20 protein-coding genes are annotated in these 25,885 nt (G+C 39.7%); 8 read left to right on the top strand and 12 right to left on the bottom strand.

Going from position 1 to position 25,885, the window contains the following annotated elements:
* Positions 1-91: 91 nt before the first annotated feature.
* The 3 genes from DRF61_RS04525 to DRF61_RS04515 form a co-directional block, all read right to left on the bottom strand.
* The gene (locus DRF61_RS04525; protein WP_111955051.1) at positions 92-2,086 is read right to left on the bottom strand and encodes a S9 family peptidase; all 1,995 of its coding nucleotides are present in this window, start codon (positions 2,084-2,086) and stop codon (positions 92-94) included.
* A gap of 265 nt (positions 2,087-2,351) precedes the next feature.
* Positions 2,352-2,696, bottom strand: coding sequence for a phage holin family protein (locus DRF61_RS04520; RefSeq protein WP_111954513.1), 345 nt, complete (start codon positions 2,694-2,696; stop codon positions 2,352-2,354).
* Positions 2,697-2,807: 111 nt separating this feature from the next.
* Positions 2,808-3,230: a PaaI family thioesterase gene (locus DRF61_RS04515; protein WP_111954511.1), complete on the bottom strand. Its 423-nt coding sequence runs from the start codon at positions 3,228-3,230 to the stop codon at positions 2,808-2,810.
* A 319-nt stretch (positions 3,231-3,549) separates the two neighbouring features.
* Here DRF61_RS04515 and DRF61_RS04510 point away from each other — a divergent pair, with 319 nt between their 5' ends.
* Positions 3,550-3,972, top strand: coding sequence for a hypothetical protein (locus DRF61_RS04510; protein ID WP_111954509.1), 423 nt, complete (start codon positions 3,550-3,552; stop codon positions 3,970-3,972).
* A 2-nt stretch (positions 3,973-3,974) separates the two neighbouring features.
* On the opposite strand, the gene DRF61_RS04505 is transcribed toward DRF61_RS04510, so the two are convergent.
* The gene (locus tag DRF61_RS04505; protein ID WP_111954507.1) at positions 3,975-6,098 is read right to left on the bottom strand and encodes a type IA DNA topoisomerase; all 2,124 of its coding nucleotides are present in this window, start codon (positions 6,096-6,098) and stop codon (positions 3,975-3,977) included.
* 504 nt (positions 6,099-6,602) lie between these two features.
* On the opposite strand from DRF61_RS04505, the gene DRF61_RS04500 reads away from it, so the two are divergent.
* From DRF61_RS04500 to DRF61_RS04480, 5 genes are all read left to right on the top strand, one after another.
* Entirely contained in the window at positions 6,603-7,598 is a 996-nt protein-coding gene (locus tag DRF61_RS04500) for an EamA family transporter (protein ID WP_111954505.1), read from the top strand.
* A 21-nt stretch (positions 7,599-7,619) separates the two neighbouring features.
* Positions 7,620-8,648: a methionine ABC transporter ATP-binding protein gene (locus tag DRF61_RS04495; RefSeq protein WP_111954503.1), complete on the top strand. Its 1,029-nt coding sequence runs from the start codon at positions 7,620-7,622 to the stop codon at positions 8,646-8,648.
* A complete protein-coding gene (gene metI / locus DRF61_RS04490) occupies positions 8,641-9,297 on the top strand; it encodes a methionine ABC transporter permease MetI (RefSeq protein ID WP_111954501.1) in 657 nt (218 codons plus the stop codon). The genes DRF61_RS04495 and metI overlap by 8 nt, the downstream gene beginning before the upstream one ends.
* An 85-nt stretch (positions 9,298-9,382) precedes the next feature.
* On the top strand, positions 9,383-10,201 hold the full coding sequence (gene metQ / locus DRF61_RS04485) for a methionine ABC transporter substrate-binding lipoprotein MetQ (RefSeq protein WP_111954499.1): 819 nt from the start codon (positions 9,383-9,385) through the stop codon (positions 10,199-10,201).
* 225 nt (positions 10,202-10,426) lie between these two features.
* Positions 10,427-12,688: a glycoside hydrolase family 3 C-terminal domain-containing protein gene (locus DRF61_RS04480; protein WP_111954497.1), complete on the top strand. Its 2,262-nt coding sequence runs from the start codon at positions 10,427-10,429 to the stop codon at positions 12,686-12,688.
* A 498-nt stretch (positions 12,689-13,186) separates the two neighbouring features.
* On the opposite strand, the gene DRF61_RS04475 is transcribed toward DRF61_RS04480, so the two are convergent.
* The 7 genes from DRF61_RS04475 to DRF61_RS04445 all read right to left on the bottom strand — a co-directional run bounded on the left by DRF61_RS04475 (position 13,187) and on the right by DRF61_RS04445 (position 23,652).
* Positions 13,187-13,741 (bottom strand): DUF2652 domain-containing protein, encoded by a 555-nt coding sequence (locus tag DRF61_RS04475; RefSeq protein ID WP_111954495.1) that lies wholly within the window; start codon positions 13,739-13,741, stop codon positions 13,187-13,189.
* Between the two features lie 59 nt (positions 13,742-13,800).
* Positions 13,801-15,219: an efflux transporter outer membrane subunit gene (locus DRF61_RS04470; RefSeq protein ID WP_111954493.1), complete on the bottom strand. Its 1,419-nt coding sequence runs from the start codon at positions 15,217-15,219 to the stop codon at positions 13,801-13,803.
* A 17-nt stretch (positions 15,220-15,236) separates the two neighbouring features.
* Entirely contained in the window at positions 15,237-18,377 is a 3,141-nt protein-coding gene (locus DRF61_RS04465) for an efflux RND transporter permease subunit (protein WP_111954491.1), read from the bottom strand.
* A gap of 8 nt (positions 18,378-18,385) precedes the next feature.
* Positions 18,386-19,531: an efflux RND transporter periplasmic adaptor subunit gene (locus tag DRF61_RS04460; protein WP_111954489.1), complete on the bottom strand. Its 1,146-nt coding sequence runs from the start codon at positions 19,529-19,531 to the stop codon at positions 18,386-18,388.
* A 239-nt stretch (positions 19,532-19,770) separates the two neighbouring features.
* On the bottom strand, positions 19,771-20,688 hold the full coding sequence (locus DRF61_RS04455) for a helix-turn-helix domain-containing protein (protein ID WP_111954487.1): 918 nt from the start codon (positions 20,686-20,688) through the stop codon (positions 19,771-19,773).
* Between the two features lie 90 nt (positions 20,689-20,778).
* Entirely contained in the window at positions 20,779-21,573 is a 795-nt protein-coding gene (locus tag DRF61_RS04450) for a metallophosphoesterase (RefSeq protein ID WP_228452580.1), read from the bottom strand.
* Positions 21,574-22,263: 690 nt separating this feature from the next.
* Positions 22,264-23,652 carry an MFS transporter gene (locus DRF61_RS04445; RefSeq protein ID WP_111954485.1) on the bottom strand — a complete coding sequence of 463 codons (1,389 nt, stop codon included), beginning with the start codon at positions 23,650-23,652 and terminating at the stop codon, positions 22,264-22,266.
* Between the two features lie 142 nt (positions 23,653-23,794).
* Between DRF61_RS04445 and DRF61_RS04440 the strand changes: the two genes are divergently transcribed.
* Together DRF61_RS04440 and DRF61_RS04435 are read left to right on the top strand one after the other, a co-directional pair.
* Positions 23,795-24,265, top strand: a complete 471-nt coding sequence (locus tag DRF61_RS04440) for an Lrp/AsnC family transcriptional regulator (protein ID WP_111954483.1) — start codon at positions 23,795-23,797, stop codon at positions 24,263-24,265.
* A gap of 278 nt (positions 24,266-24,543) precedes the next feature.
* The gene (locus DRF61_RS04435; RefSeq protein WP_111954481.1) at positions 24,544-25,314 is read left to right on the top strand and encodes a methyltransferase domain-containing protein; all 771 of its coding nucleotides are present in this window, start codon (positions 24,544-24,546) and stop codon (positions 25,312-25,314) included.
* Between the two features lie 55 nt (positions 25,315-25,369).
* Here the strand turns inward: DRF61_RS04435 and DRF61_RS04430 are convergent, their stop codons facing one another.
* Positions 25,370-25,885 carry a hypothetical protein gene (locus DRF61_RS04430; RefSeq protein WP_228452578.1) on the bottom strand — a complete coding sequence of 172 codons (516 nt, stop codon included), beginning with the start codon at positions 25,883-25,885 and terminating at the stop codon, positions 25,370-25,372.

Raw genomic sequence — 25,885 nt, 5'->3', positions numbered from 1 at the left:
AAATCTGAAAACAAAAAGCGGGCTAAAGCCCGCTCTTATTGAATTTTGAACATTGAAAATTAATATTTCCGTTTATTCATTTATATTTTCATTACAAAGTTTCCTTCAGCCAGTCGAAGAATTCTCTCTGCCATACCAATCCGTTTTGCGGATGAAGTACCCAGTGGTTTTCGTTCGGAAAGTAAACTAATTTAGATTTCAATCCTCTTAACTTGGCTGCCTGGAAAGCTTCCTGCCCCTGCTCGTAAGGTACACGGAAATCGATTCCTCCCTGAACAATCATAATAGGCTTGTTCCATTTTTCAACAAAATTGCTTGGATTGAATTCTGTGTATGCCTTTGGAAGTGGTTTTTCCCATGGAGAACCAAGGTCCCAGTTCGCAAACCAAAGCTCTTCTGTAGTAAGGTACCATGATTTCATGTCGAACAATCCATCGTGTGCGATGAATGTTTTAAATCTGTTTTCATGGATTCCAGCCAACATAAATACACTGTATCCTCCATAGCTCGCTCCTACTGCGGCTACTCTTTCGCCATCTACATAAGGTAAAGTTTTTGCAAAATCTGTTGCTGCCAGATAATCTCTCATCGGCTGTCCGCCCCAGTCTTTAGAAATATCTTCATTCCATTTTGTTCCCCATCCCGGCATTCCTCTTCTGTTTGGGGCAACAATGATATATCCGTTAGCTGCCATTAAAGAGAAGTTCCATCTTGTACTGAAATACTGCGTCAGTGCAGATTGCGGACCTCCCTGGCAATATACCAATGTAGGATATTTCTTATTCGGGTCAAAGTTCGGTGGATAATGGAACCAAACCCCCATCTCTTTGCCGTCTGATGTTTTCACCATTTTAAGTTCAGATTTACCTTGGGTCAACTTAGCATAAGTATCTTTGTTGACTTCGGTCACCTGCTTCATTTCACCATTTTTCAGATTGACGGAGAATAATTCCGTTGCATGATTTATGTCTGTTCTTCCTACTAAAACTGAAGATTTATTGTCGGTAAAGATCTCATTGACATCGAAATCACCTTTTGTAATCTGCTGTACTTTTGCTGACTTAGGATCTAAAGAGAAAAGCTGCTTTGTACCTCTGAATGCTGCTGTAAAATAAATGGCTTTTGAATCACCGCTCCAGAATACATCTCCTGAAACACTTTCATCCCATCCGGCAGTAAGATTCGTAGTTTTGCCAGATTTCCAGTCCATGATCTTTATATCATTTTTATCGGCTTCATAACCATCTCTGGCCATACTTTGCCAAGCCAGTGATTTTCCGTCCGGACTGAATTTTGGATTAACATCATACCCTTTATTGGATTCGGTTAAATTCTTTGTTGTTCCTGAAGCAAGGTCGTAAGCAAAAATATCTGTGTTGGTGCTTGTAGCATATTCTTTTCCGCTTTTAGGTTTGGTAACGTATAAAAGCTGAGAGGAATCCGGGCTCCAGATAAAGTCTTCTGCTCCTCCGAAAGGTCTTTGAGGAGAATCCCATGTTTTACCATCCAAAAGATCTTTTGCAGATTCTGCTTTATCCGTGGTATTGACTACAAATACATGGTTGTATTTTCCTTCATTGAAATAATCCCAGTGTCTGTGGTTCAGATCCGTATATACCTGGGCTGTCGTTTTAGGGGTATCGCTGTATTTGTCTTTCCCCATTAGTTTTTCTACCAGAACCTGTTTGCTGAACGCAATTTTTTTACCATCGGGAGAGATCACAATGTTATCAACTTCTCCAATGGTGTAAAATTCAGACCAGGTTTTTCCGTTGTCTTTTGAAAGAAAAATCTTATCTCCTTCCTGTGCATAAATCCCGTTTTTATCCCACTGAATAAGGGCTTTTTTACCGAAATCTATTTTGGAAGACTGGTTATTAAGAACATTGAGAAAGTAGTTCTCATTTTTTGTCTTTTCTGTTTTCAGATCTACCTGTCCTACTTTATAGATCAATGAAGACTGATCCGGTGAAACGGCCTGTACTCCTACTTTTTTCAAAGTCCAAAGAATTTCAGGCGTCATTAACTGTTGTGCATTCATTAAGAGCGGAGCTGCCAGAGCCAGCAGACTGTACTTAAGTTTCATATGTTGATATTCATTTTTAACGGAATTATTAATCGTACTGATTTCATAACTCCTTTTATTTAATTCAAAGATGGCCAAAGTTAGTATTTAAAATAAAAATGAACGAAAGAATTAACATTAAAGTTTTGATTTATCCTGCTTTCAGTCTAAATATTTCCAGAAATGACAATATGGTCCCAAATGAGACTTCTTCATCGTATTCAAAGCAATAAAAAAGTCTGCCGTAAAAACAGCAGACCTAGTATTGTATCTAATAGTGGATTAATTAATCTCCATCTGAAAACATGGAATTAGCCAGTGAAGTTACAAATGACAGCAACACACTGAAAATAAGTGCCCACCAGAAACCGTCTACCACCATACTGTCTATAAAATAATCTGCGATCAGAATAATCAATGCATTGATCACTAAAGCAAATAATCCTAATGTAATGATCGTAAGCGGAAGACCTAAAAGTCCCAGAATAGGCTTTACAAAAATATTTAATACCCCCAATACGATGGCAAAAATAATGGCCGAAGAAAATCCTTCGAAATGTACACCCGGAAGCACCTTAGTCAAAAGGTAGGCAACGATTGCTGTAATGAACAGCCTGATAATTAAGTTCATATTATTATTTTTTAATGTTATGTTATTTACGTTGCAAATCCTGTTCCATTAACCCTAAAAAAAGCTGGTAATCCCTTTATTTACTGGATATTTTTTGGTTACGTTTTCTATTTATTTGATCCTCATCATGGTTACCAATGAAGTGGCCACATGGCTTTCTGAACCTGTGTTTTCATCAAAAACATAAATTTCAGTTCTTACCACAATGATTTTTGCACCCCCTTTTACAACATATGACCTCGATATGAGGGCATCTCCCATTGCAGGACGAAGATAGTTCACCTTCAGTTCAACAGTCACTACATAACAATCATCTTTATAATGGCTTACCGATGCATATCCTGAAGAAACATCCACCAGAGAAGCGATCATAGCTCCATTGAACATTCCGGCTTTCCGGGTCATCATTTCCATTTTAGGAATTTTGATCGAGACGAAATCGGTGTCTACCTCCAACAGTTCGGCATTGTAAAATTTCAATGTTTCTGAGCGGCCGAAGCTGTCTGTCATGAGTTTCTTTTTTTCCGGAGTCATGAATATTTATTTAATCTGAATGTAAATACAAAGTACACAAATGTTTTTAGAAATGCCAGAAAATTTGAAACAAGTTTGCTTCTTACTACTGAAATTTCAAAATTTCAACAAGTTTTTAAACGCTTAAGCTTTTAAGTTAAATACATTGTGCATTAGATCACACTTAAGTTTCTATGAAAATCTTTGATTTCCTCCTTATATACTTGTTTTCAGGACGGTAAAAACTTTTGAAATTAAGTATTCAATGAATTAAAAACTTTTGTGACTTTTGTGGTTAAATAATAGGGTTTATAGTAGCTTTGCAGTAAATAGTATCCGTATGACCACAACAAAGATCTTCACATTTTTAGGCCTTCTAGTTTGTTGTATTTTTCAGGCCCAGACATTACATCTGTACGGCGGTTCCAACCAGGATCAATATCTTGGATGCTTAAATTGCGATACTTTTGATAAAAATTCGATCTGGAATTCCTACAGTGATTATGGAAATGTGCTCAGCTCAAAATCCATATGGAACGGTTCCGGAAACTATGGAAGTTCATACAGTACATATTCTCCGTGGAGCAATTATGCTTCATATCCTCCTGCCATTGTTGATCAGGATGGAAACTTTTTTGGTTATCTGACCTTAAATTCTTACAAATCTGAAAGGTCCGAACTGGAACTGGCGCAGATCTTATGCAAATACCATGATGCTATCAAAAAAGACATCAGTGGCTGGTACGATAAATTATTCCGTTAAATTTAAGAAAGCTGTACATGGAAATCTTCTCCAAGTGCTAAAATTCCCTCTGTCAATGCTTCCGAATGGGTAGTGAAACCTTTCAGTTTTGAAGTTTTACCTTTTAAAACAAGATCTAAAAGCTGTTTATCTGATAATTTCTTACCGAAAATATCAAAAGTAATTTTGAAACCACAATTCTTGAAATCGGAACAACCAACAGCTGCTTTTCCTTTGATCAGGTGATGTTCTTTACATTTCGGACATTTGGTTTCTTCCCAGGACTGAAGCTCTTTTTTTACGACAGGTTCGCGTTTTTTCTTTTCTTTGGCTTCTTCTTTTTCTTCGTACAATGTAATCACTTTCCCTTTTCCATACACCACTTTTTCGGTCAGTTCCGTCACCATCTGAATCAGCTCTTCCTTAAACTGGTTGGCTTCATATTCACCGCTTTCAATTTTACGAAGTTTTGACTCCCATTCTCCGGTTAACTCGGGACTTTTTAGCAGTTCGTCTTCAATAGTATCAATCAACTGAATTCCGGTTTGAGTGGCAATCAGATTTTTCCTTTTCTTCTCGATATACTTTCTTTTGAAAAGGGTTTCAATGATATTAGCACGGGTAGATGGTCTTCCGATCCCGTTATTCTTCAGAAGCTCACGCAATTCTTCGTCCTCTACCTGTTTTCCGGCAGTTTCCATCGCCCTCAGTAGAGTTGCTTCGGTGTAAGGTTTTGGTGGTGTCGTCTTTCCCTGGTGGATCATTGGATCGTGAGGTCCGGTTTCCCCAACGGTAAATTCAGGGATGGTCTGTTCTTCTTCCTTCTCTTTTTCTTTATCAGTTGATTCTTCTTTAGGTTCTTTTGCATAAACCGCTCTCCATCCCGGTTCCAGCACCTGTCTTCCGCTGGTTTTGAAAGGAATAGTTCCTACTTTTCCTTCTACTAATGTATTGGAAATTTTACATTCAGGATAAAAAACAGAGATAAAACGTTTTGCAATCAGGTCATACACTAACTTCTCTTCTCTGCTCAGGTTTTGAGAAGGCGGAACTTCTGTAGGGATAATTGCATGGTGATCGGTCACTTTCGTATCATCAAAAACTGCTTTTGACTTAGGAATAGGTCCTTCCAGTAACGGGGAAACCAGATCCTGATAAAAATGCATTTTCCGGAGAATGCCTTCTATTTTCGGATACAGACTCTCGGATAGATAAGTGGTATCTACACGCGGATAAGTCACATGCTTTTTTTCGTACAGACTCTGGATATAATTTAGTGTACTCTCTGCGGAGTAACCATATTTTTTGTTGGCTTCTACCTGAAGTCCTGTCAAATCGAAAAGTCTGGGATTTTTTTCTTTTCCTTCTTTAATTTCAAAAGAGACAATTTCAAAAGGATTGACTTTAAGATATTCCAAACCTTTCTCTGCACGGTCTAAAGTTTTCAACCTGTCGATCGCTGCATTGAAAATAACATCACGGTATTTGGTTTTAAGTTCCCAATATTCCTCGGTATTGAATGCATCAATCTCTTTCTGACGCTGAACCAGCATGGCCAAAGTTGGTGTCTGCACTCTCCCGATGGAAAGAACAGCTTTATTACCGCCAAACTTCTTGGTAAATAACCTCGTCGCATTAATTCCCAGCAACCAGTCACCAATCGCTCTTGCATTTCCTGCGAGGTAAAGGTTTTTATACTCTTCAGCCGGTTTCAGGTTCTCAAAACCTTCTTTAATTGCTTCTTCGGTAAGGGACGAGATCCATAAACGCTGAACGGGTTTATTACATTTTGCTTTCTGCAAAACCCATCTCTGGATCAGCTCTCCTTCCTGCCCGGCATCACCACAGTTAATGACCTCATCACATTCTTCCACCAATCTTTCAATGACTTTGAACTGGTTTTCCACGCCTTTGTTAGGGATTAATTTGATCCCAAAACTGGCTGGAATTATAGGTAACAAAAACAAATTCCAAGATTTGTATTGAGGGCCATAATCGTGAGGTTCCTTTAAGGTGCAAAGGTGCCCGAACGTCCATGTCACACAGTATCCGTTACCTTCCATATAGCCCTGTTTAGGCGTGGTAGCACCTAATACTTTGGCGATATCTCTGGCAACACTGGGCTTTTCGGCAATACAAAGTTTCATGAATTTCGGAATTATTGAAGGGGGACAAAAGTCGGGATTTTTTTTGGATTTTGCTAATTTAGTTCGGAGTTGTAGCGACTTGTTGAGGGTATAGAAAAATAATGGTTAAACGTCTTTCTTTAATAATCTAAGTAGAATTAAGCAATAAAAAAGTTTATTATCTATGAATATTAACAAAACTTAAAATAAATTAATTCATTGAAAAACAATTGATTAAAAATTCATAAAACAAAAAACATTAAAAAGTCTATTGTTTTAGTGGACTAATAAAAATATATGTCCTATACTTGCAACCGTATTCAGGAAAAGAAAAACAAAATGATACAAGGATTTAAACATCAATCAGTGAAGAAACAGACCATCAAAACTATGATGATGTGCAACTGTATGCCTATGCATCAGAAATCCCGTGGCTGACCTTATTTTTATATTACATATTCTAAAGGCCTTACCACGTTGTAGGGCCTTTTTATTTTAGTACACATTACACAAAAAACATACAGAATGAGCACTTCTAAAAACAGCTGGCTGGTGCCGGTGGCTTTTATCAATATTTACGTGATTTGGGGAATTACATTCCTCGCCATTTCATTCGGTCTTAAAGGGTTTCCTCCTTTTATTCTTTCCGGATTCCGTTTCCTGGCGGCAGGGCTTCTGATGATAGGCTGGCTGCTTGCTAAGGGTGAAAAAGCCAATTCTCTCATCAACTGGAAAAAGAATGCCGTCACAGGAATCCTTATTCTTACTGGTGGAACCGGTCTTGTCGCCTGGGGCGAGCAGTATGTATCGGCTTCTGAAGCAGCGATTGCCATTGCAACGGGACCGTTCTGGTTTATTGCTATTGATAAGAAAAACTGGAAGTATTATTTTTCAGATAAATTCATCCCAATAGGTCTAATTATTGGATTTGTAGGCTTAATCTTATTCCTGAACGGAAGCGTTTCCAGTGCACACCATGCAGCAACAGACGGAAACCTTCGAATCACCGCATTTATTGTACTGGCATTAAGTTCTGTGGCCTGGGTTTTGGGATCTTTATATTCAAAGAAAAACCCGGCCTCACAATCCACATTTATGAACATTGCCCAGCAATTAATCACAGCAGGTGTTGCCGCCTTTATTATTGCTGCATTCAGAAAAGAATGGCATGGTTTTTCATTCTCCAATGTTCCGGTATCGGCATGGGCTGGTGTTCTGTTCCTGGTGTTCTTCGGATCGATAGTCGCTTATTTATCTTACATATGGCTGCTTTCCGTAAAACCTGCAGCTTTGGTAAGTACACATACTTATATCAACCCTATTGTTACCGTATTGGCAGGCTGGATCGTAGCAGGACAGACTATTAACGGAAGTCAGCTCTACGGATTATCCGTGATCTTAGTGGGAGTTTTGCTCACCAATGTAACTAAGTACTTCAAACTTTCAAAAAGATCAAAAGTGAAGATAAGAAGAATGAAACGGTTTTTCAATAAGACATCACGACCGTATCAGCCTATTTAAAATTAAAACTAGACATTAAAAATGATAGAAATCAAAAACATTTCAAAGACATTTCATCAGAAAAAGCAGTCCTTCAAAGCTCTGGATCAGGTAAGCCTGAGCATAGAAAAAGGAGATATTGTTGGGATCATCGGGTTTTCCGGGGCAGGAAAAAGTACTTTGATCCGTACTGTGAATCTTCTGGAAAGACCTGATGAAGGTCAGATCATCATCAACGGGAAGGATTTCATTCAGCTAAGCTCAAAACAGCTCGCTGCTGAACGGAAAAAAATAGGTATGATTTTCCAGCATTTCAATCTGCTTTCCTCGAGAACGGTTTTTGATAATGTAGCACTTTCATTAGAACTGGATCACATCAGTAAAGATGAGATTAAGAGAAAAGTAAATGAACTGCTGAAGATCGTAGGACTGGAAGAAAAGGCCAATGATTACCCCAAAAGCCTTTCCGGAGGGCAGAAGCAAAGAGTAGCCATCGCAAGGGCTTTAGCGAATGATCCTTACCTCCTTCTCTGTGACGAAGCCACAAGCGCGCTGGATCCGGCAACCACACAGTCTATTCTGCAGCTTTTGAGGGATATTAACCAAAGGCTTGGTATTACCATCCTGCTTATCACGCATGAAATGGAAGTCATCAAGGCCGTTTGCAATCATGTGGCGGTTATAGACAAAGGAAAATTATTAGCAAAAGGAACATTAAGCGAGATCATCTCGGATAAAGAAAATCCGGTGATCCGACAATTTATAAATTCAGATATCATGACGATTCCTCAGGAACTCAATAAAAAACTTCAGAAAGAGCCGCAAGACGGTTTATTTCCGCTGGTTGAAATAGAACTCAATGAACATATCAGTGTTGAAAAACTGCTTTCAACGCTTTATGATCAATACAAAATACCTTACCGACTTCTGAAAGCCGATGTAGAATATCTCGGTGACTCTAATTTCGGAAAACTTCTGCTTCAGCTGCAGGGTGAAACCGAAGAAAACCAGAAAGCGATCTATTATTTTAACCAGAATAAAATTCAAAATACAGTAAAAGGATATGCTTAGTGACTCGGTAATTGCTCTTTTGGGAAAGGGACTTTGGGAGACGGTTTATATGACGTTTGTTTCAGGATTTTTTGGATTTGTTTTAGGCCTTCCGGTAGGAATTTTATTGTTTTTAACAAGAAAAGGACAGCTGCTGGAAAACAAAATTTATTACAGGATTATTTCTATTCTGGTTAATATTTTCAGGTCCATTCCTTTTATTATTTTAATTGTCTGGATGATCCCTTTCACAAGGGTGATCATTGGAACTTCCATCGGTATGAATGCCGCTTTGGTACCGTTAAGTGTAGGAGCAGCTCCGTTTATCGCCAGACTGGTAGAAAACAGCCTTCTTGAGGTTCCGCATGGCTTGATAGAAACAGCCAGAGCTTTGGGTGCATCCCCTTTGCAGATTATCCGGAAAGTCTTGCTTCCTGAAGCGCTTCCTTCCCTGATCAACAATGCAGCGATCACCCTGATCACTTTGGTGGGTTATTCTGCAATGGGTGGAGCTTTGGGAGCCGGTGGACTGGGACAGATCGGATATCAATACGGTTACATCGGTTATGATGCTGTGATTATGAACGTGGTATTAGTGCTGTTGGTAGCACTGGTGTTTATTATTCAGTTTGCGGGTGACAGATTGGCTAAAAAATTTGATCACAGGTAAGTCAAAAACCGGAAATTTAAAATATAATTCTAATAATTAAAGGTGGCTTCGAGTGCCTCAGCTACCTTAATGATAAAAAAATCTAATGAAAAAGATAAAAATCATAGCCGTTTTAGCGGCTGGACTTCTCGTATTCAACGCATGTTCAGGAAAGAAAGATGATCCGAATCATATCGTGGTAGGAATTACTTACGGCCCGGAACTGGAAATTGCCGAAGCTGCTAAAAAAGTAGCCAAGGAAAAATACAATCTTGATGTGGAACTGATTCCCTTCAATGATTATGTGGTCCCTAATGAGGCTTTGAACAACGGAGATATTGAAGCCAATGCTTTCCAGCATGTTCCTTACCTGAACGAGCAGTCGAAGCAGAGAGGCTATAAACTGGCTGTGGTAGGAAATACTTTTGTGTATCCTATTGTAGCTTATTCAAAAAAGATCAGAACAATCAGCCAGCTTCAGAACGGGAGTACAATTGTGATTCCCAATGACCCCACCAACGAAGGACGTTCCCTCCTTCTTCTTCAGAAAAACGGACTTTTAAAACTGAAAGAAGGAACAGGATTACTGCCAAAAGTTACCGATATCACCGAAAATCCTAAGCAGCTTAAAATCCTAGAGATTGAAGCTCCACAACTTCCAAGAGTTTTGGACGACAAAGAAGTAGTTATCGCGATTATCAACAATAATTTCGCATCACAAGCTGGATTAGATCCTGCTAAACAGGGCGTCTTCAGCGAGGATAAAGATTCTCCATACGTCAATGTAATCGTTGCGACCCATGACAATAAAAATTCTGCCAAAGTTAAAAACTTTGTCAAGGCCTACCAGTCTGATGAAGTGGCTAAAAAAGCTGATGAGATCTTTAAAGGTGGCGCTGTAAAGGGATGGGAGGATCATGAGTGATCAGTAATGAGTAATTGGTGATGAATTTGTTACGGTTACTGGGGTTTAAGAGCCAGAGAGGTTTAGAGCTCAAAACCTAGGAATACGAAACCCATACCCCCCACTCTCCTACCCTCAAACTTCGAAGCCCGAGATCAAATAAATTTATTGATTAAATTTATTTTCTCAATTTGAGATAATAAAAATTTTACTTACTTTTGTTGTTAATCAATAAAAAGGCATTTTATGTTCAAAAAAACCGCCATTGTAAGTTTATTCACTTTTATTGCCGCTTCATATATGGCTCAGAATCATACTCAACCCGTTTATTTAGATGAATCAAAACCTGTAGAGCAGCGTATTCAGGATGCTCTTTCCCGAATGACCGTAGAAGAAAAGGTGGCTATGCTGCATGCACAGTCCAAATTCAGCTCACCCGGTGTTCCAAGACTGGGAATTCCTGAATTCTGGACCACAGACGGTCCTCACGGCGTACGTCCGGAAGTGATGTGGGACGAATGGGACCAGGCCGGTTGGACGAATGACTCTATCATTGCCTACCCCGCCCTCACTGCGCTTTCTGCAACATGGAACAAAAAAATGTCCTGGAATTATGGAAAAGCTCTGGGCGAAGAAGCCCGATACAGAAAAAAAGATATTCTTCTCGGACCCGGTGTCAATATCTACAGAACACCTTTGAACGGAAGAAACTTCGAATATATGGGTGAAGATCCTTATTTAACTTCAAAAATGGTAGTTCCGTACATCCAGGGGGTGCAATCCAATGGTGTAGCGACTTCTGTGAAGCATTTTGCTCTAAACAATCAAGAAATGTTCCGTCATACAAGCAATGTTAATGTAGATGACAGGACGCTTTATGAAATCTATCTTCCACCTTTCAAAGCAGCAGTAACGGAAGGGGATTCCTGGACGATCATGGGTGCTTATGATATGTACAAAAATCAGTATGCCAGCCAGAATCAATATCTTTTAAATGACATTCTGAAAAAAGAATGGGGTTATAAAGGCGTTGTAGTATCGGACTGGGGAGCGGTCAACAATACGGAACAGGCTATCCATAATGGACTGGATCTTGAATTCGGGAGCTGGACGAATGGACTTTCTGCCGGAACTAAAAATGCTTACGACAATTATTATTTAGCAAAACCTTATTTAGACCTCATCAAAGCTGGAAAAGTAGGAACACAGGAACTTGACGATAAAGTAACCAGATTACTTCGTTTAGCCTACAAAACTACGATGAACAGGAATAAACCTTTCGGAAATATTGCTTCTGAAGAACATAAAGCCGTAGCCAAAGAGATTGGCGAAGAAGGAATTGTTTTGCTGAAAAATCAGGGAAATATACTTCCTATCGATATTAATAAAGCTAAAAAAATTGCCGTTATCGGTGAAAATGCCATCAAGATCATGACGGTTGGCGGCGGATCTTCTTCTTTAAAAGTAAAATATGAAACCCTTCCATTAGACGGAATCAAATCCAGGTTTGGAAAGCAGACTGATGTACAGTATGCAAGGGGTTATGTAGGTGACATCGGCGGAGAATATAACGGGGTAAAATCCGGACAGGACCTGAAAGATGACCGTTCTGCAGCTGAATTATTGAACGAAGCTGTAGAATTAGCCAAAAAATCCGACTATGTGATTTTCGTAGGAGGATTGAATAAGTCTGACTTCCAGGACAGTGAAGGGAACGACAGAAAAAGTTACGGACTTCCCTACAATCAGGACAATTTGATTTCCGCATTAGCAAAAGCGAATAAAAATCTTGCAGTTGTTCTGGTTTCCGGAAACGCGGTGGCTATGCCATGGATTAAAGAAGTTCCTTCTGTTGTACAGTCCTGGTATCTTGGTTCCGAGGCCGGAAATTCTATCGCTTCTGTATTGGCTGGTGATGCAAACCCGTCGGGAAAACTTCCGTTTACTTTCCCTGTGAAGCTGGAAGATAATTCAGCCCATCAGTTGGGAGAATATCCGGGACAAAAAGATGAACTGGCAGCCGGAAAAGGAAAAGATCAGAAAAACCCGATCAATATTACTTATAATGAGGGTGTTTTTGTAGGCTATCGTTGGCATGATACGAAGAAAATCAAGCCTTTGTTCAGCTTCGGGCATGGATTGAGCTACACTACATTTGAGTTTGGAAAGGCTTCTGCTGATAAAAAAGTGATATCCCAGGACGATAAGATCACATTCACCGTAACTGTAAAAAATACAGGGAAGAAAGCCGGTGCTGAAGTAGCCCAGTTATACATCAGTGATAATAAAGCTTCTGTACCACGTCCTGCAAAGGAACTGAAAGGTTTCGAAAAGGTATATCTAAATCCCGGTGAGCAGAAGGAAGTGACTTTCACGATTGATAAAACGGCATTGAGCTATTTTGATGCAGATAAGCATGAATGGACGGCTGAGCCTGGAGATTTTGAGGCGCAGATTGGAAATTCTTCGGATGCGATTAAGACGAAGGTGAAGTTTACATTGAAGTAATTGACAATAGTATTGTAAAAATATAATGTAAAGCAGGTTCCATTGAACCTGCTTTTTTTTTATTTAATGTTCTTTTGCCTTGAAGCAAAATGAACCAAAAGTTCAAGACTTAAAACCTTCCGCTAAAAATGAAATCTGTTCTCTAAAAACTCTAAAACTCGTGCGGTAGCGCTCTATGTTTAGAATCTTATTTTGTCCCGCACTCAGACAAAAGAGTTTTCTTTACGTTCACAGATTTCATTTTCTTTACGCTCCAGTTTCTTAGGTCAATGATTGGTCGGTACTACAGATTGAAAGAGCTACTTATTTTTTTAGTTTCTTTTTTTTACTCAATTCCTTCGTCAGCATTGACTTCAATAGTAATTTCTTTACCATACACCTTATGATAATATCAAGTGATACTATCAAGAACCCCTGTCACTTTCATCCACAAAAAAAATGCCCGGATCTCGCCCGGGCATCACATAGCAAATTTACAAGGATTAAAAAATAGATATGCTAGTTGACACTTTCAAAATAATGAATCATTCCTCCTTCCGGCAGATGATATTTCTGTGTATTGGTTTCTGACTCGCTGTTTCCGCTGTTTTCCAGAAAAGAATTACTGAACAGGGCGTAAGACGGCTGCTCGGCAAATTCATTTTTCAGCATCTGATGGGCCTCTACTACTGTTTTACCGTAAAGCTTTTTAAAATTTCCGATCGTATACTGTGAAAACTTTCCATAGTGAACGATGAATTTCAACGACATGTCAATGGCTGTACTGAGCTCCTTGCTCAATTCTTTTATCTTTTGGTTAAAAGCATCCCGCATTTTCCAAAGCATCGTTGAAATATTCTGATAGGACGGTTTGTCATCATATCTGTAAAATAAAATGGCATCGCCCTCGATCTCAGAAATTTCAAAATACTGATCATTCATATCGATTAGCGTAGATAGTAGTTGTCTTACAATATATTCTCCTGTATAAAGTTTCGTATTGAACACAAATTCAGTAAACCCGCTGAAATCAGGAATAAGAATAATACCTTCATGTATATTTGTATTCTTCATAATGATTATAGTTTAAAAACCTGCTGCATCCTTATAGACGAAGCAGGTTTCATTTTACTTTATTGCCAGCCGCCGCCAACCGCTCTATATAGAGATGTAATAGCATTTAAGCGTTGGGCTTTCAGGGAAGCGAGGTCCAGTTCTGCCTGAAGCTTATTGCTTTGCGCGATGATTACTTCCACATATGTTGCTGAATTGTATTTAAATAAAATATCAGCTTTCTTCACGGCTTCACCGGATTTCGCAGCTAATCCTTCTGCAATTTTCTGCTGTTCTTCCAGCTTCTGGATCTGTACCAGCGCATCAGAAACTTCTCCAACCGCTTTTAAAACGGATTGTTTAAAATTAATTTCAGCCTGATCTGCCAGCACTTTAGACTGCTCATACTGCGTTTTTAACTGTTTTCCGTTTAAAATAGGCTGTGCAATCATTCCTGCCGCCATTCCGAAAAGTGAACCGGGAACACTGAACCAGTGACTGGCCTGGAAAGCATTCAGTCCACCCTGAGCAGTAATATTCAGGGAAGGATACATGCTCACTTTTGCAACATGAATAGCTGCTGCACTTTTCCTTACTTCGAGTTCTGCGGTTTTAATATCCGGTCTGTAGCTTAACAGCTCTGAAGGAATTCCTGCTGCAATTCTGTCCGGCGATTGTACATTATTCAGGCTTGCACTTCTTTCAATCTTATCAGGCATGGAGCCTGTCAGAAGACTCAATGCATTTTCCTGAACTGCGATAGAACTTTCAATGGCAGGAATCGTCTTTAAGATCTGATCTTTTACAATTTCCTGTTGCTGCACGGCAAGAGCAGTCGTTAAACCTAATTCCTGCTGCTTGGTTAAAAACTTCAGGGTCGTATCCGAATATTCCAGATTGGATTTTGTGATCTGCAACTGGGTATCCAGCATGAGTAAGTTGTAATATCCCTGCACTACTGAAGCCACCAGCTGGGTTTTCACCGCTTTTGCCGCTTCCTGGGTTTTAAGATATTCTGTCAGAGCCTGTTCTTTTCTTCCTCTGATCTTTCCCCAGATATCTGCTTCCCATGAAATGTTGACCGATGTGGTATAATCTTCTGTATATTTTTTTCCCATGAACTGTCCGGCCATCATTCCGTTCATACTGTTGTCTGAAGGTCGGCTGATACTGGCATTTCCTACCGTTGCACTGATGGTGGGAACATTCCCCCACTTGCTTTGGTTATAAGCAAGGGAGGCGTATTCTATCTGTTTTAATGCCACAAGAAAATTATTATTCTGTGCAATGGCTTTGTCGATAAGACCAACCAGAACCGGGTCTTTAAAAAAGTCCTTGTAGCTGGTCTTTGCTATATTGTCCTGAACATCCGCAACGATACTGTCACTTCTGAAAGCTTCAGGCATTTTCACTTCAGGCTGTTCATATTTCTGAACTTTGCACGAAACGGCAACTCCTGAGATCAATGCGATATATGCTATATTTTTAATTGAATTCATTTTAATAATCATTTGGATTAATATTCCCAGTCGGCTTCCGTTATTACTTTTCCGCTCATTCTTTCATGTAAAGCCTGGAAGACTACAAAAAGCACCGGCACCACGAAAATTCCTAAAACAGTCCCGAAAATCATCCCGGAAACCGCCGCATATCCGATAGAATGGTTTCCTAACGCTGATGGTCCTATCACAAACAGCAACGGAAGAAGCCCCGCAATAAATGCCAATGACGTCATCAGAATCGGACGCAGACGGGCTTTGGCTCCTTCAACCGCAGAAGCAATAAGACTTTTTCCTGCTCTTCTACGCTGAATGGCAAACTCCACAATCAAAATCCCGTTCTTAGCTAAGAGACCAATCAACATGACCAAGGCAATCTGAACGTAAATATTATTGGAAAGATCGGCCATGGTAATTCCAACAAATACACCTGATAAACCTACAGGAATCGCGATCAGTACAGCAAACGGAAGCACATAACTTTCATATTGTGCCGATAAAAGGAAGAATACAAACACAATACACAATCCGAAGATCATCACCGACTGTGAACCTGCACTTACTTCTTCACGGCTCATTCCTTTGTAATCGTAGGTGTATCCCGGAGGAAGTACCTGCTTGCTCACCTCATCAATAGCCGTCATCGCCTGTCCTGTACTGAATCCCGGAGCCGGCATTACCGTTAAGTTCGAGGAGTTGAAAAGATTGAAACGGTCTACCACTTCTGCACCTGTCACCTGTTTTAAGCTAACCAATGTATTGATAGGAACCATTTCGCCTGAATTATTTTTAACGAAAATACCGTTCAGTGATTCTTTGTCTTCTCTCATTTCCGGAGTAGACTGAACCAGTACTCTGTAATACTTCCCGAATCTGTTGAAATCCGAAGACTGAATACTTCCGTAATAGCCCTGCATCACGCCCAACACATCGGAAACATTCACTCCAAGCTGAGCTGCTTTCACCTCATCTACCAACACTTCAAACTGCGGATAGGTTACGTCAAATGTTGTAAATGCCACCGCTACTTCCGGTCTCTGCATCAAGGCGCCCATCATTCCGTAAGAGATATTTCCGAGATTCTGAAGTTCGCCGTTGGTACGGTCCTGAAGCACAAGCTCCATACCGCTGGTATTTCCGAAACCGTCTACCGTAGGTGTATTGATGACAAGGAAATTCGCTCTTTTATCCTGGGAAAGTGTTCCCTGAACCTGACCGATAATGTCATTGATATTACTTACATTTCCTCTTTGCTCTGTTTTTTTCAGTTTAACGAAAATAGAAGCTGCTGAAGATGACATGGATCCACTGAATAAGTTCAGTCCATCCACCGAAATCACTTTTTCTACTGCGGGATTTTTCATTAACAGGTCTTCCGTATCAGAAACTACTTTGGTGGTCCTGTCTTTGGAAGCTCCCGGAGCAAGATTGGCGGTTACGATGATAAAACTCTGGTCTTCATCAGGAATAAATCCTTTAGGCGTCGTCATAGACATCCATGCGAACAAACCTCCAAATCCAACAATGATGATGGCTGCTATCCATCTTCTTTTTAACAGGAACAGAATCGCTTTTCCGTAACGGAAGGTCAGTTTATTAAAGCTTGCATTAAAACCAGCAAAGAAACGGTCTTTAAAGTTCATTTTCTCATGAGTACCCGGATGGTGCTGTTTCAAAAATATAGCACACAAAGCCGGACTCAATGTCAATGCATTAACCGCTGAAATTACAATGGCAATAGCTAATGTCAAAGCAAACTGCTGGTAAAATAATCCTGTAGAACCACTCATAAAGGCTACCGGAACGAATACCGCAGACATAATCAGGGTAATGGAAACAATAGCACCCGTAATTTCACTCATCGCCGACATGGTCGCAGCCCTTGGGTTAAGCTTTTTATGTTCCATTTTAGCATGGACTGCTTCCACGACGACAATGGCGTCATCCACCACAATACCAATGGCCAGTACCAGGGCAAACAACGTCAGGATATTAATAGAAAAACCAAACAAATTCATAAAGAAGAACGTTCCCACAATAGACACCGGAACCGCAATAGCCGGAATTAGCGTAGAACGGAAATCCTGCAGGAAGATATACACCACGATGAATACCAGGATAAATGCCTCAATCAAAGTATGGATTACCTGATCAATAGATTGGTCCAAAGCTTCTTTCGTCGCATAAGGAATTTCATAGGCCATTCCCTCCGGGAAGGATTTTTCAAGCTCTTTCATTCTTTCCTGAAGGGCGATCTGCACCTCGTTGGCATTAGATCCCGCCATTTGGAAAATAGCCATCGTCACCGACGGTTTTTTATTGAAATTAGAAGAAACGGTATAGCTATACGCCCCGAATTCTACTTTGGCAACATCTTTTAATTTTAAAACAGAACCGTCGCTCAGTGCTTTAATCGTAATATTTTCATACTGTTCAGGCTCAGTGAATTTGCCTTTGTAACGAAGAACATATTCCATCGCTTCCTTACTTCTCTCCCCGAATCTTCCCGGTGCCGCCTCAAGGTTCTGAGTCTGGATCGCGCGTGAAACATCTGCTGGTGTAAGGTTATAAGAGGTCAGCTTATTGGGATCAAGCCATACTCTCATGGAGTAATCCTTGTTTCCGTATACCATGGCATCTCCTACTCCTTTTACCCTTTTCAGGTCAGGAACGATGTTGATTTTAGCATAGTTTTCAAGGAAAAGATCGTCCATCTTACCATCTTTGCTGGTTAATGAAACCATCGCAATCATACTGTTCTGTCTCTTCACCGTTGTGATTCCGGCCTGAATAACTTCTGCAGGAAGCTGGTTCGTCACCTGCGCTACCCTGTTCTGAACGTTAATGGCAGCCTGATCCGGATCTGTACCCAGTTTAAAGATGACTGTGATACTTAACATACCGTCGTTACTAGCTGTGGACGTAATATAGTCCATATTTTCAACCCCGTTGATGGCGTTTTCCAATGGCGGTGCTACGGATCTTGCAATTGTTTCAGCGTTGGCTCCCGGATAGGCAGCCGTTACCATTACGGTAGGTGGAGCAATATCGGGAAATTTTGTAATCGGCAGACTGATCATACCGACGATACCCAGAATAACAAGCAATACGGATATAACCGTTGCCAGTACGGGGCTTTTTATAATGGTCTTTAACATGATTTTTCTTACGATTTTTTCGGTTGAGCATTCTTTTTCTGCGCCACTACGGGCGTTCCCGGCTGCAGTCTGTCGAAACCTGTTACGATGTACTCATCACCGGCTTTTAATCCTTTTGATACGATGAAATTATCTCCGGCCTTTCCAGTGACTTCTACCGGAAGCATCACTGCTTTTCCTCCTTTGATGGAGAATACAAAGATCTTATCCTGAATGATTCTCGTAGAAGCTACAGGAAGAAGAACTACGTTGCTGTAAAACTGGTCCATCACAATTTTCCCGGTATTCCCGCTTCTCAAAAGGTTGTCCGGATTGGTGAATTTTGCTCTTAAAGTGATGGAACCTGTGGTTTTGTTGAACTGTCCTTCCACCGCATCTATTTTTCCGGTCTGTGCATATTTTTCGCCTCCGGAAAGCAGAAGAGAAACTGCCGGTGTGTTTTTGATGATCTCATTGATGTTGCTTCCCGCCCGTTGTTTCTGGAAGCTGTTGAAGTCATTTTCACTCATGCTGAAATAGGTATAAACCTCATGAATGTCTGATAAAAGCGTGATCGGCTCCTGATTGGAGGGCGTCATTAAGCTTCCCAGACGGTAATTGAACCTCCCGATAAATCCGCTTACCGGAGCTTTGATCGTAGAGAAATTAAGATTGATCTTTGCGGATTCAATCGCAGATACCGACTGACTTACCGCTCCTCTTGCTGCGTTGTAAGCAGCTTCCGCTTCTTTCACCTGAATATCAGAGACCATTTTGTTTCGTAATAATTCCTTTTTTCTGTCGAGATCAATTTTGGAAGTGGAAAGATTGGCTTGAGCTGTGATCAGGGCTGCCTGAGCACTTTTCATCTGCTCGCGGAAGATCTGGTCTTCTATTTTGAACAGAGGCTGTCCCGCTCTTACATAATCTCCTTCATCTACGAAGATCTTGCTTAAATATCCCGTAACCTGTGGTCTGATCTCTACATTGGAAATTCCTTCCACGGATGCTGCATATTCTCTGGAAACAGAAGCGTCTCCCTGCTTCACTTTTTCTATCGGAAGTTCAGGGGCCTGCTGTTGAAAAGCCTGGTTTTGATTGTTTTTCCTGCACCCCGCCAAGACGATCAGCGAGAGGAAAAGTATAGTTGATTTTTGAATAAAAAATCTCTGCATAACAATATTCCTTTTAAATTTACGGGGCAAAATTCGCCTTAAAAAAATTCAATCGAAATATTCAAAAAACTCCTTGTTTTGTCAAAAAGACTCCTGATTCTTCAAAACATGAGAAATATCATTTAACACCTTCAATAGAATACATAAATAATATAATTCCACTTTTTGTATCAAAAAACAGCAATAATTTAGCAAAAAGACATCAATTATAAAATTTCCAAAATACAAAACACTGATTGTCAATACAAATCATCTTTTTTGTACTCTAATGGTGATTTCCCAACATGCTTTTTAAAAAATTTGCTGAAAGACGCCTGATCAGAGAACTTCAGCTCCACCGCAACATGATTGACATTGAGGTTCGGGTTCCTGAGAAGAAGTCTTGCTTCCACAGCCAATACCTGATGAATAATATCTCTAGGGGATTTGAACATGGTCTTATTGATCACTTTGGTTAGATATTTCCGGCTAATACAGAGTTTGTCGGCATAGAACTGTACATTATGCTCTTCTTTAAAATGTTCCCGAACCAGCGTAAAGAAGCTGGTTGTCAGTTCATCCTCACGATGGGTCACCTGATGGGGTTTTTCAATCTTTTTGAAATAATTGTCGATCTCATAGATCACGAGTGAAAAGTGATGCCAGATCATTTCATTGAAGTAATAATCTTCTTTCTCCGCATTGTTAAGGGCCTTTAGCTCATCAAGGTGGAAATCCAGCCTTCTGTAGAGATCAGGTTCATTTCTGATAATGTGAGTAGGATCTGCTGAAAGGCTTTTCAATACATCATTCGATTTGTAATTAAATCCGGCATCAGAAATAAATTCCAGGGAAAAGAAGATATATTTTGCTTTGTATTCTTCTGAGATCATATCTACCCAGAATATTTCTGAAAAAGGACAGAAAATGACATCGCCTTCCGATACATCATAGCTTTTGTCATCCAACCTGAAACGAATACTTCCCTGCTGGACCATAAAAATGCAGAAATAGTCTGAACGGTATGGGGTATTGAGCTTGATAAGATAATTAGCCTTATCAATTTCCATGACCACAAATTCCTTTACCCTGAGATCAAACTCTACATCCCGAAGAAGCTCTTCAAAAGTAAATACGGATACAAATTCTGAGGGGTTTTCGGTAGACTTTTTAGCCATGAAGGATGAATTAGAGTACGAAATTAGGGTATTTGAGTGAAAGGGGCAAAATCAAAAAAAGATTAAGTGGATAGAGAAAACTCTTTGATTTTACAATTCAATGATCAATTCTTTTTCATATCCATTATATTTTTCATCGATATAGCCATGCGGGTTGCAGATCACCTCGGTTTTCCCGATGTTGTATCTGCATAGGGTATGGATATGCCCATGAATCCAGTACAGTGGCTGGTGCTCTGTAATGAAATCTTCAAGATTGGAGGCATAAGCGGAAGTCACGGGATCTTCTTTGTACTGTTCCGGAACAGACTGAATGCTGGGCGCGTGATGGGTAACGACAATATTCTTTAAGCCTTTAGAGTTTTCCAGACTTTCTTTTAACCACAGCTTTGAAAACTGATGAATTTTAAAGGTATCAATGGTCCTCATTTTTGAATAGGAAGGATCCCGTCTGATCATTTTATAATCATTCATTATCGGCTGGCAGATCATTCCGTAATGTAAAGGATTTCCGAAAATAGAAAAATCCGTCCATAGTGTGGCTCCGTGAAATCTGATTCCGTCAATATCCACGGATTCATTTTCAAGAACAAATACATTGGATCCTTCAGCTGCCTGTTTTATCTTGTTTAAGGTTTTAGGATAGGAACCTTTATAATATTCATGATTTCCCAGAACATAGATGACAGGCTTATTTCCTATTTTTGATTTGATCCATTCAATTCCTTTGGTCCCAAGATTAACATCTCCGGCCAATATGATAACATCCGCATGATCAAAAAATAAATCAGTCGATCCGAATTCCTGATGAAGGTCGCTAATGATCTGTATTTTCATGCTGCTAAAATAAAAAGAACCGGCACAATAATGCCGATCCTTTTTCATATAGTTTGTATATTTTTAATAAAAACTGAACTTATCGGTAATAATATTTATTTAAGTTTATATGTTCTTTTGTCTTGAAACAAAATGAACCAAAAATTCAAGACTGGAATCTTTCGCTAAAAATTAAAACTTGCTTCTAAAATTCCCAAACTCGTGCGGATTCATTGTTACCGCTTCGGTTCAATATTCTTCCCGCACTCAAACAGTGGGAATTTTTTAACGAATCAAATTATAATTTTCTTAACGCTACAGCTTCCTAGGCCAACATTATCGGCCATAATAAAAATGATACTATCAGACATATTTATAAGCCAATAACTATTATAATTTTATACGTTCTTTTGTCTTGAAACAAAATTAACCAAAAATTCAAGACTGGAATCTTTCGCTAAAAATTAAAACTTGCTCCTAAAATTCCCAAACTCGTGCGGATTCATTGTTACCTCTTCGGTTCAATATTCTTACCGCACTCAGACAGTGGGAATTTTTTAACGAATCAAGTTATAATTTTCTTAACGCTACAGCTTCCTAGGCCATGATACAGGCTAAACTACGAAAGGAAGCAGGTGTATTCAAAATATTTATACTACAGCTTAATCAACGGCAGAGCCGTCTTCTTTGCTCTCCTCAAATAGAAAGGAATAATAATTTCTTTGCGTTAAAATCATGGTTTTATACATATTTCTCTTTTTATGAAACAGCAATTTCCGTCTGCCTGATTTTTAAACTTTTAAAGATAAAATACAAAAGCATTCCAAGAGCCAGTAAAGCATAACCTACCAGGATGATTAAACTCAAATCTCCAACCGCATATTTTGACGGAAAGATCTGACTCATCAGAGTCATGAACGAAAGGCCGATACCCGCTCCCAGAAAATAACTGGTAGAACTTAAGCTGGAGGCCACACCATAATGAGAAGGTTCCACATCCTGAATTCCCATCACCGAAAGTGCCGTAAAACAGAAGGTCATTCCGATTCCTGAAATACAGGCTGCTCCCAACAATACCACTGCCAAAGGATGCCCTGTATACACCGCAATCAGTAAGGATAAAGCGCCTGTCAGCATAAAACTCCATCCGAAAACACCCATTTGTGAAGAACTTAATCTCTTGGAAACATGAGGTAAAACAAATTTTGCTGCCAGTGCAGACATGATACTGAACGGTACAAGCATCAACCCTGCTGATGCTGCACTATGTCCCATATCTTTCTGAAGCATTAATGAAATTAGAAAAAGAAATCCTATGAAAAATGCTCCCAGTGTAAAGAAAACTGCATTAGAAATCATCAGCGATCTGTGTTTCAATAACTGTAAATCGATCAAAGGCTGAGCTACAGATTTCAGTCTGATAAATACAGCAGTCAAAAGTAAAACAGCAAGTACCAGAGAACCGATGATCATCATTGGATTTTCTTTGATATGAACCAATTCATGGGTTCCGTAGGTAAGACTCAGCAGGCCTAAAACCAGCAGCATTCCTGAAATGAGATCTGTTTTTTGTCCGGCTTCGCTTTTTTCATCTGCAGGAAGGTACTGGTAGGCAAAAATCAGGGTCAATAAAAGAATAGGAACATTGATCAGGAAAACCCAGTGCCAGCTTAGATAAGTACTGATAATTCCTCCTACAGAAAGCCCGCTTCCGGAACCGATCGCAGCAAACGAACTGAAAATCCCGATCGCCCGGTTACGTTCCTGTTCTCCCCTGAAAGTATTCGTCACAATGGATAAAGCGGAAGGCATGATCAAAGCCGCTCCCAGTCCCTGAAGGGCACGGAATACAGCCAAGACTTCAAAGCTTTGCGAAAGTCCCGCTCCCAATGATGTCAGCATAAAAATAAGAGCTCCAATAAGGAATATTTTTTTACGCCCGATCTGGTCCGAAAGTTTTCCACCAATGATCAGGAAACCTCCAAAAAACAGTACATAAAGGGTTTGCAGCCACTGTACAGTCTCCGCCCCAATATGAAACTGCTCCTGAATAGAAGGAATCGTTAAATTAATAATGGCAATATCCAAAGCCTCTACAAAAGTTCCTACTGATGCTAATATTAATATTAAATTTTTCCTTGTACTCATAGATTCAAATTTCCTGCAAAATTAATTTTAAAAGAACATATGTAAAAATTATATAGTAAATTTGGAACAAATTTGTATTTTTATCAAATTTAAAAGAACAAATACACTATCACCATTAATAACAAGCTTAAAAACAGAACAAATGACCGCAGAACATTACATTCCCGATGAAAAGGACCTTTCTATCCTGCGTTTGCTACAGAAGGATGCCAAAATGAGTGTGCGTGATATTTCCGCAAGGATCAATTTAAGCCCCACACCCACTCATGAACGGATTAAGCGGATGGAAAAGCTTGGCATCATCAGGGAGTATACGGCTGTACTAGACCGTAAAAAGGTAAATAAAGGCATGATGGTGATCTGCATGATTGCCCTGAATGTTCACAATAAAAAAACAGCCGGAAAGTTCATTGAAGAAGTAGGAAAACTGAAAGAAGTTGTAGAGTTTTACAACATCAGCGGGGATTTTGATTTCATGCTTAAGATCCTTGCTCCGAATATGGATGAGTTTCATGAGTTTTTTGTCAATAAGCTTTCTGAAATTGAGGGAATCGGGCAGACGAAAAGTATTTTTGTAATGAACAGCATTAAGGAAAGCGCGCAGATTTTATAAAGGATGGAAGCGGGAAGATGGGAGATGGAGGCGCTTTCAGTCTGTAAATGGATTCAAGAGCTTTTTAAGATCCTTGTCAAGTTTTAAAACCATGACAAAGACTTTCACCAAATTCATACTAAATTAAAACCTCAAATATTCAATAAAAACGAGATTGATTACCCTTTCTCCCTACAGTAACTTCCCGCTCCCCCATCTTTTAAGAATCTTTTAATATTTTAATTTCCTTATTCTATTCAGGAATTGCTAAATTGAAGATTCATTTAAATTCACTGAATATGCCCTGGAATCCTGACGTTTATAATCAATTTAAAGATATTCGCTTCAAACCGTTTTATGATCTTGCCGAGCTGATCACCGATGAAAGTAACATGAAAGCAGTAGATATCGGATGCGGAACAGGTGAGCAGACTGCCATCCTTACGGATAAACTTCAGGGAGCTGTTTTTACTGGAATAGATTCTTCTCCCGAAATGCTTGAAAAATCCAGGACCCTTGAAAATGAACGTCTCCACTTTAAATTATCGACAACTGAAGCTATGCTTGATGCTGATGAAAGCTGGGATCTTATTTTCAGTAACGCTGCCCTGCAATGGTCCGACAACCATCAGGAATTATTTCCGAAACTGATCTCCAAACTGAATGTGGGTGGTCAACTAGCTGTACAGATGCCTTATCAGCCGGGAAATACCCTGAATAAAATTCTTTTTGAGCTGGCGGATGAAGAGCCGTTTAAATCTCAGCTTAACAGCTGGAACCGTCCTTCTGCCGTCCTGACCATTGATGAATATGCACAGATCCTCTTCGATAATGGCATTCAAGATTTGAATCTTTCCCAAAAGGTATATCCTATTATTGCCGAAGATTATGATACCCTATTCAACTTTATTTCAGGATCGGCCTTGATTCCTTACCTGGAAAGACTTGATGAGGAACAGCAAAAAACCTTTACAACAGAGTTCAAACTGCGTATTACGAGGAATTTTCCAAAACTTCCGGCTATTTATGCTTTCAAAAGAATCCTGCTGTATGGGAGAAAAAATAAATAAAAAAAGCCCTGTTTACTTCTAATACAGGGCTTTTTTGAATAGTCTTATCGTATTGCTATTTCCAATAATTCCAAACCGTTCCGTCAAAAACAGCAAACGTTTTACTGACTGTATCGTAGCATATCATTCCCGGGTACGGATTTTTCACATTGAGATGCGGCGAAGATATTTTGGGAAGAATCATCGCTTTATCTGGTGATTCAAGGACCAGCACTCCATCTGCGCTACCTTCCTTATTACCTATCACTACGCCATTTCCAGCCTCATCCGAATCATTAGGTATTACTGATGCAACATTTCCCACATCACTAAGCGCTTTCCAAGTATTGTTTTCGTACACCTTCACTTTGCCATCGGATGTATCAAATACAAATGTTCCGTTTGCCGGACTGCCTGCAGGAATTCCCTGTGTTGCCGGAAGAATAAGCCCTTTTGTATTGGTGGATGTATTATTGAAATCCAGTATGGTGCTTCTTCCGTCAATTGTTTCTTTCCCTATAGCGACCTGAGTGTAAAAAGCATTAAAAATCATCAATGCCAGCGCTATACTTATCTTTTTTATAGGTTTCAT

Origin of the sequence: Chryseobacterium lathyri, from assembly GCF_003290185.1 — a bacterium.
GTDB classification, from domain to species: Bacteria; Bacteroidota; Bacteroidia; order Flavobacteriales; family Weeksellaceae; genus Chryseobacterium; species Chryseobacterium lathyri.
Note: the sequence above shows the minus strand (reverse complement) of the source record. Positions and strands in the feature narration are given on the sequence as shown.

What these genes read in the sequence shown, in the direction of transcription:
- DRF61_RS04515 (WP_111954511.1), bottom strand. Translation starts at nt 3,230, where the DNA reads ATGACTCCGGAAAAAAAGAAACTCATGACAGACAGCTTCGGCCGCTCA.
- DRF61_RS04465 (WP_111954491.1), bottom strand. Translation starts at nt 18,377, where the DNA reads ATGTTAAAGACCATTATAAAAAGCCCCGTACTGGCAACGGTTATATCC.
- metI (WP_111954501.1), top strand. Translation starts at nt 8,641, where the DNA reads ATGCTTAGTGACTCGGTAATTGCTCTTTTGGGAAAGGGACTTTGGGAG.
- DRF61_RS04500 (WP_111954505.1), top strand. Translation starts at nt 6,603, where the DNA reads ATGAGCACTTCTAAAAACAGCTGGCTGGTGCCGGTGGCTTTTATCAAT.
- DRF61_RS04525 (WP_111955051.1), bottom strand. Translation starts at nt 2,086, where the DNA reads ATGAAACTTAAGTACAGTCTGCTGGCTCTGGCAGCTCCGCTCTTAATG.
- DRF61_RS04460 (WP_111954489.1), bottom strand. Translation starts at nt 19,531, where the DNA reads ATGCAGAGATTTTTTATTCAAAAATCAACTATACTTTTCCTCTCGCTG.
- DRF61_RS04495 (WP_111954503.1), top strand. Translation starts at nt 7,620, where the DNA reads ATGATAGAAATCAAAAACATTTCAAAGACATTTCATCAGAAAAAGCAG.
- DRF61_RS04505 (WP_111954507.1), bottom strand. Translation starts at nt 6,098, where the DNA reads ATGAAACTTTGTATTGCCGAAAAGCCCAGTGTTGCCAGAGATATCGCC.
- metQ (WP_111954499.1), top strand. Translation starts at nt 9,383, where the DNA reads ATGAAAAAGATAAAAATCATAGCCGTTTTAGCGGCTGGACTTCTCGTA.
- DRF61_RS04430 (WP_228452578.1), bottom strand. Translation starts at nt 25,885, where the DNA reads ATGAAACCTATAAAAAAGATAAGTATAGCGCTGGCATTGATGATTTTT.
- DRF61_RS04455 (WP_111954487.1), bottom strand. Translation starts at nt 20,688, where the DNA reads ATGGCTAAAAAGTCTACCGAAAACCCCTCAGAATTTGTATCCGTATTT.
- DRF61_RS04445 (WP_111954485.1), bottom strand. Translation starts at nt 23,652, where the DNA reads ATGAGTACAAGGAAAAATTTAATATTAATATTAGCATCAGTAGGAACT.
- DRF61_RS04435 (WP_111954481.1), top strand. Translation starts at nt 24,544, where the DNA reads ATGCCCTGGAATCCTGACGTTTATAATCAATTTAAAGATATTCGCTTC.
- DRF61_RS04520 (WP_111954513.1), bottom strand. Translation starts at nt 2,696, where the DNA reads ATGAACTTAATTATCAGGCTGTTCATTACAGCAATCGTTGCCTACCTT.
- DRF61_RS04510 (WP_111954509.1), top strand. Translation starts at nt 3,550, where the DNA reads ATGACCACAACAAAGATCTTCACATTTTTAGGCCTTCTAGTTTGTTGT.
- DRF61_RS04475 (WP_111954495.1), bottom strand. Translation starts at nt 13,741, where the DNA reads ATGAAGAATACAAATATACATGAAGGTATTATTCTTATTCCTGATTTC.
- DRF61_RS04470 (WP_111954493.1), bottom strand. Translation starts at nt 15,219, where the DNA reads ATGAATTCAATTAAAAATATAGCATATATCGCATTGATCTCAGGAGTT.
- DRF61_RS04450 (WP_228452580.1), bottom strand. Translation starts at nt 21,573, where the DNA reads ATGAAAAAGGATCGGCATTATTGTGCCGGTTCTTTTTATTTTAGCAGC.
- DRF61_RS04480 (WP_111954497.1), top strand. Translation starts at nt 10,427, where the DNA reads ATGTTCAAAAAAACCGCCATTGTAAGTTTATTCACTTTTATTGCCGCT.
- DRF61_RS04440 (WP_111954483.1), top strand. Translation starts at nt 23,795, where the DNA reads ATGACCGCAGAACATTACATTCCCGATGAAAAGGACCTTTCTATCCTG.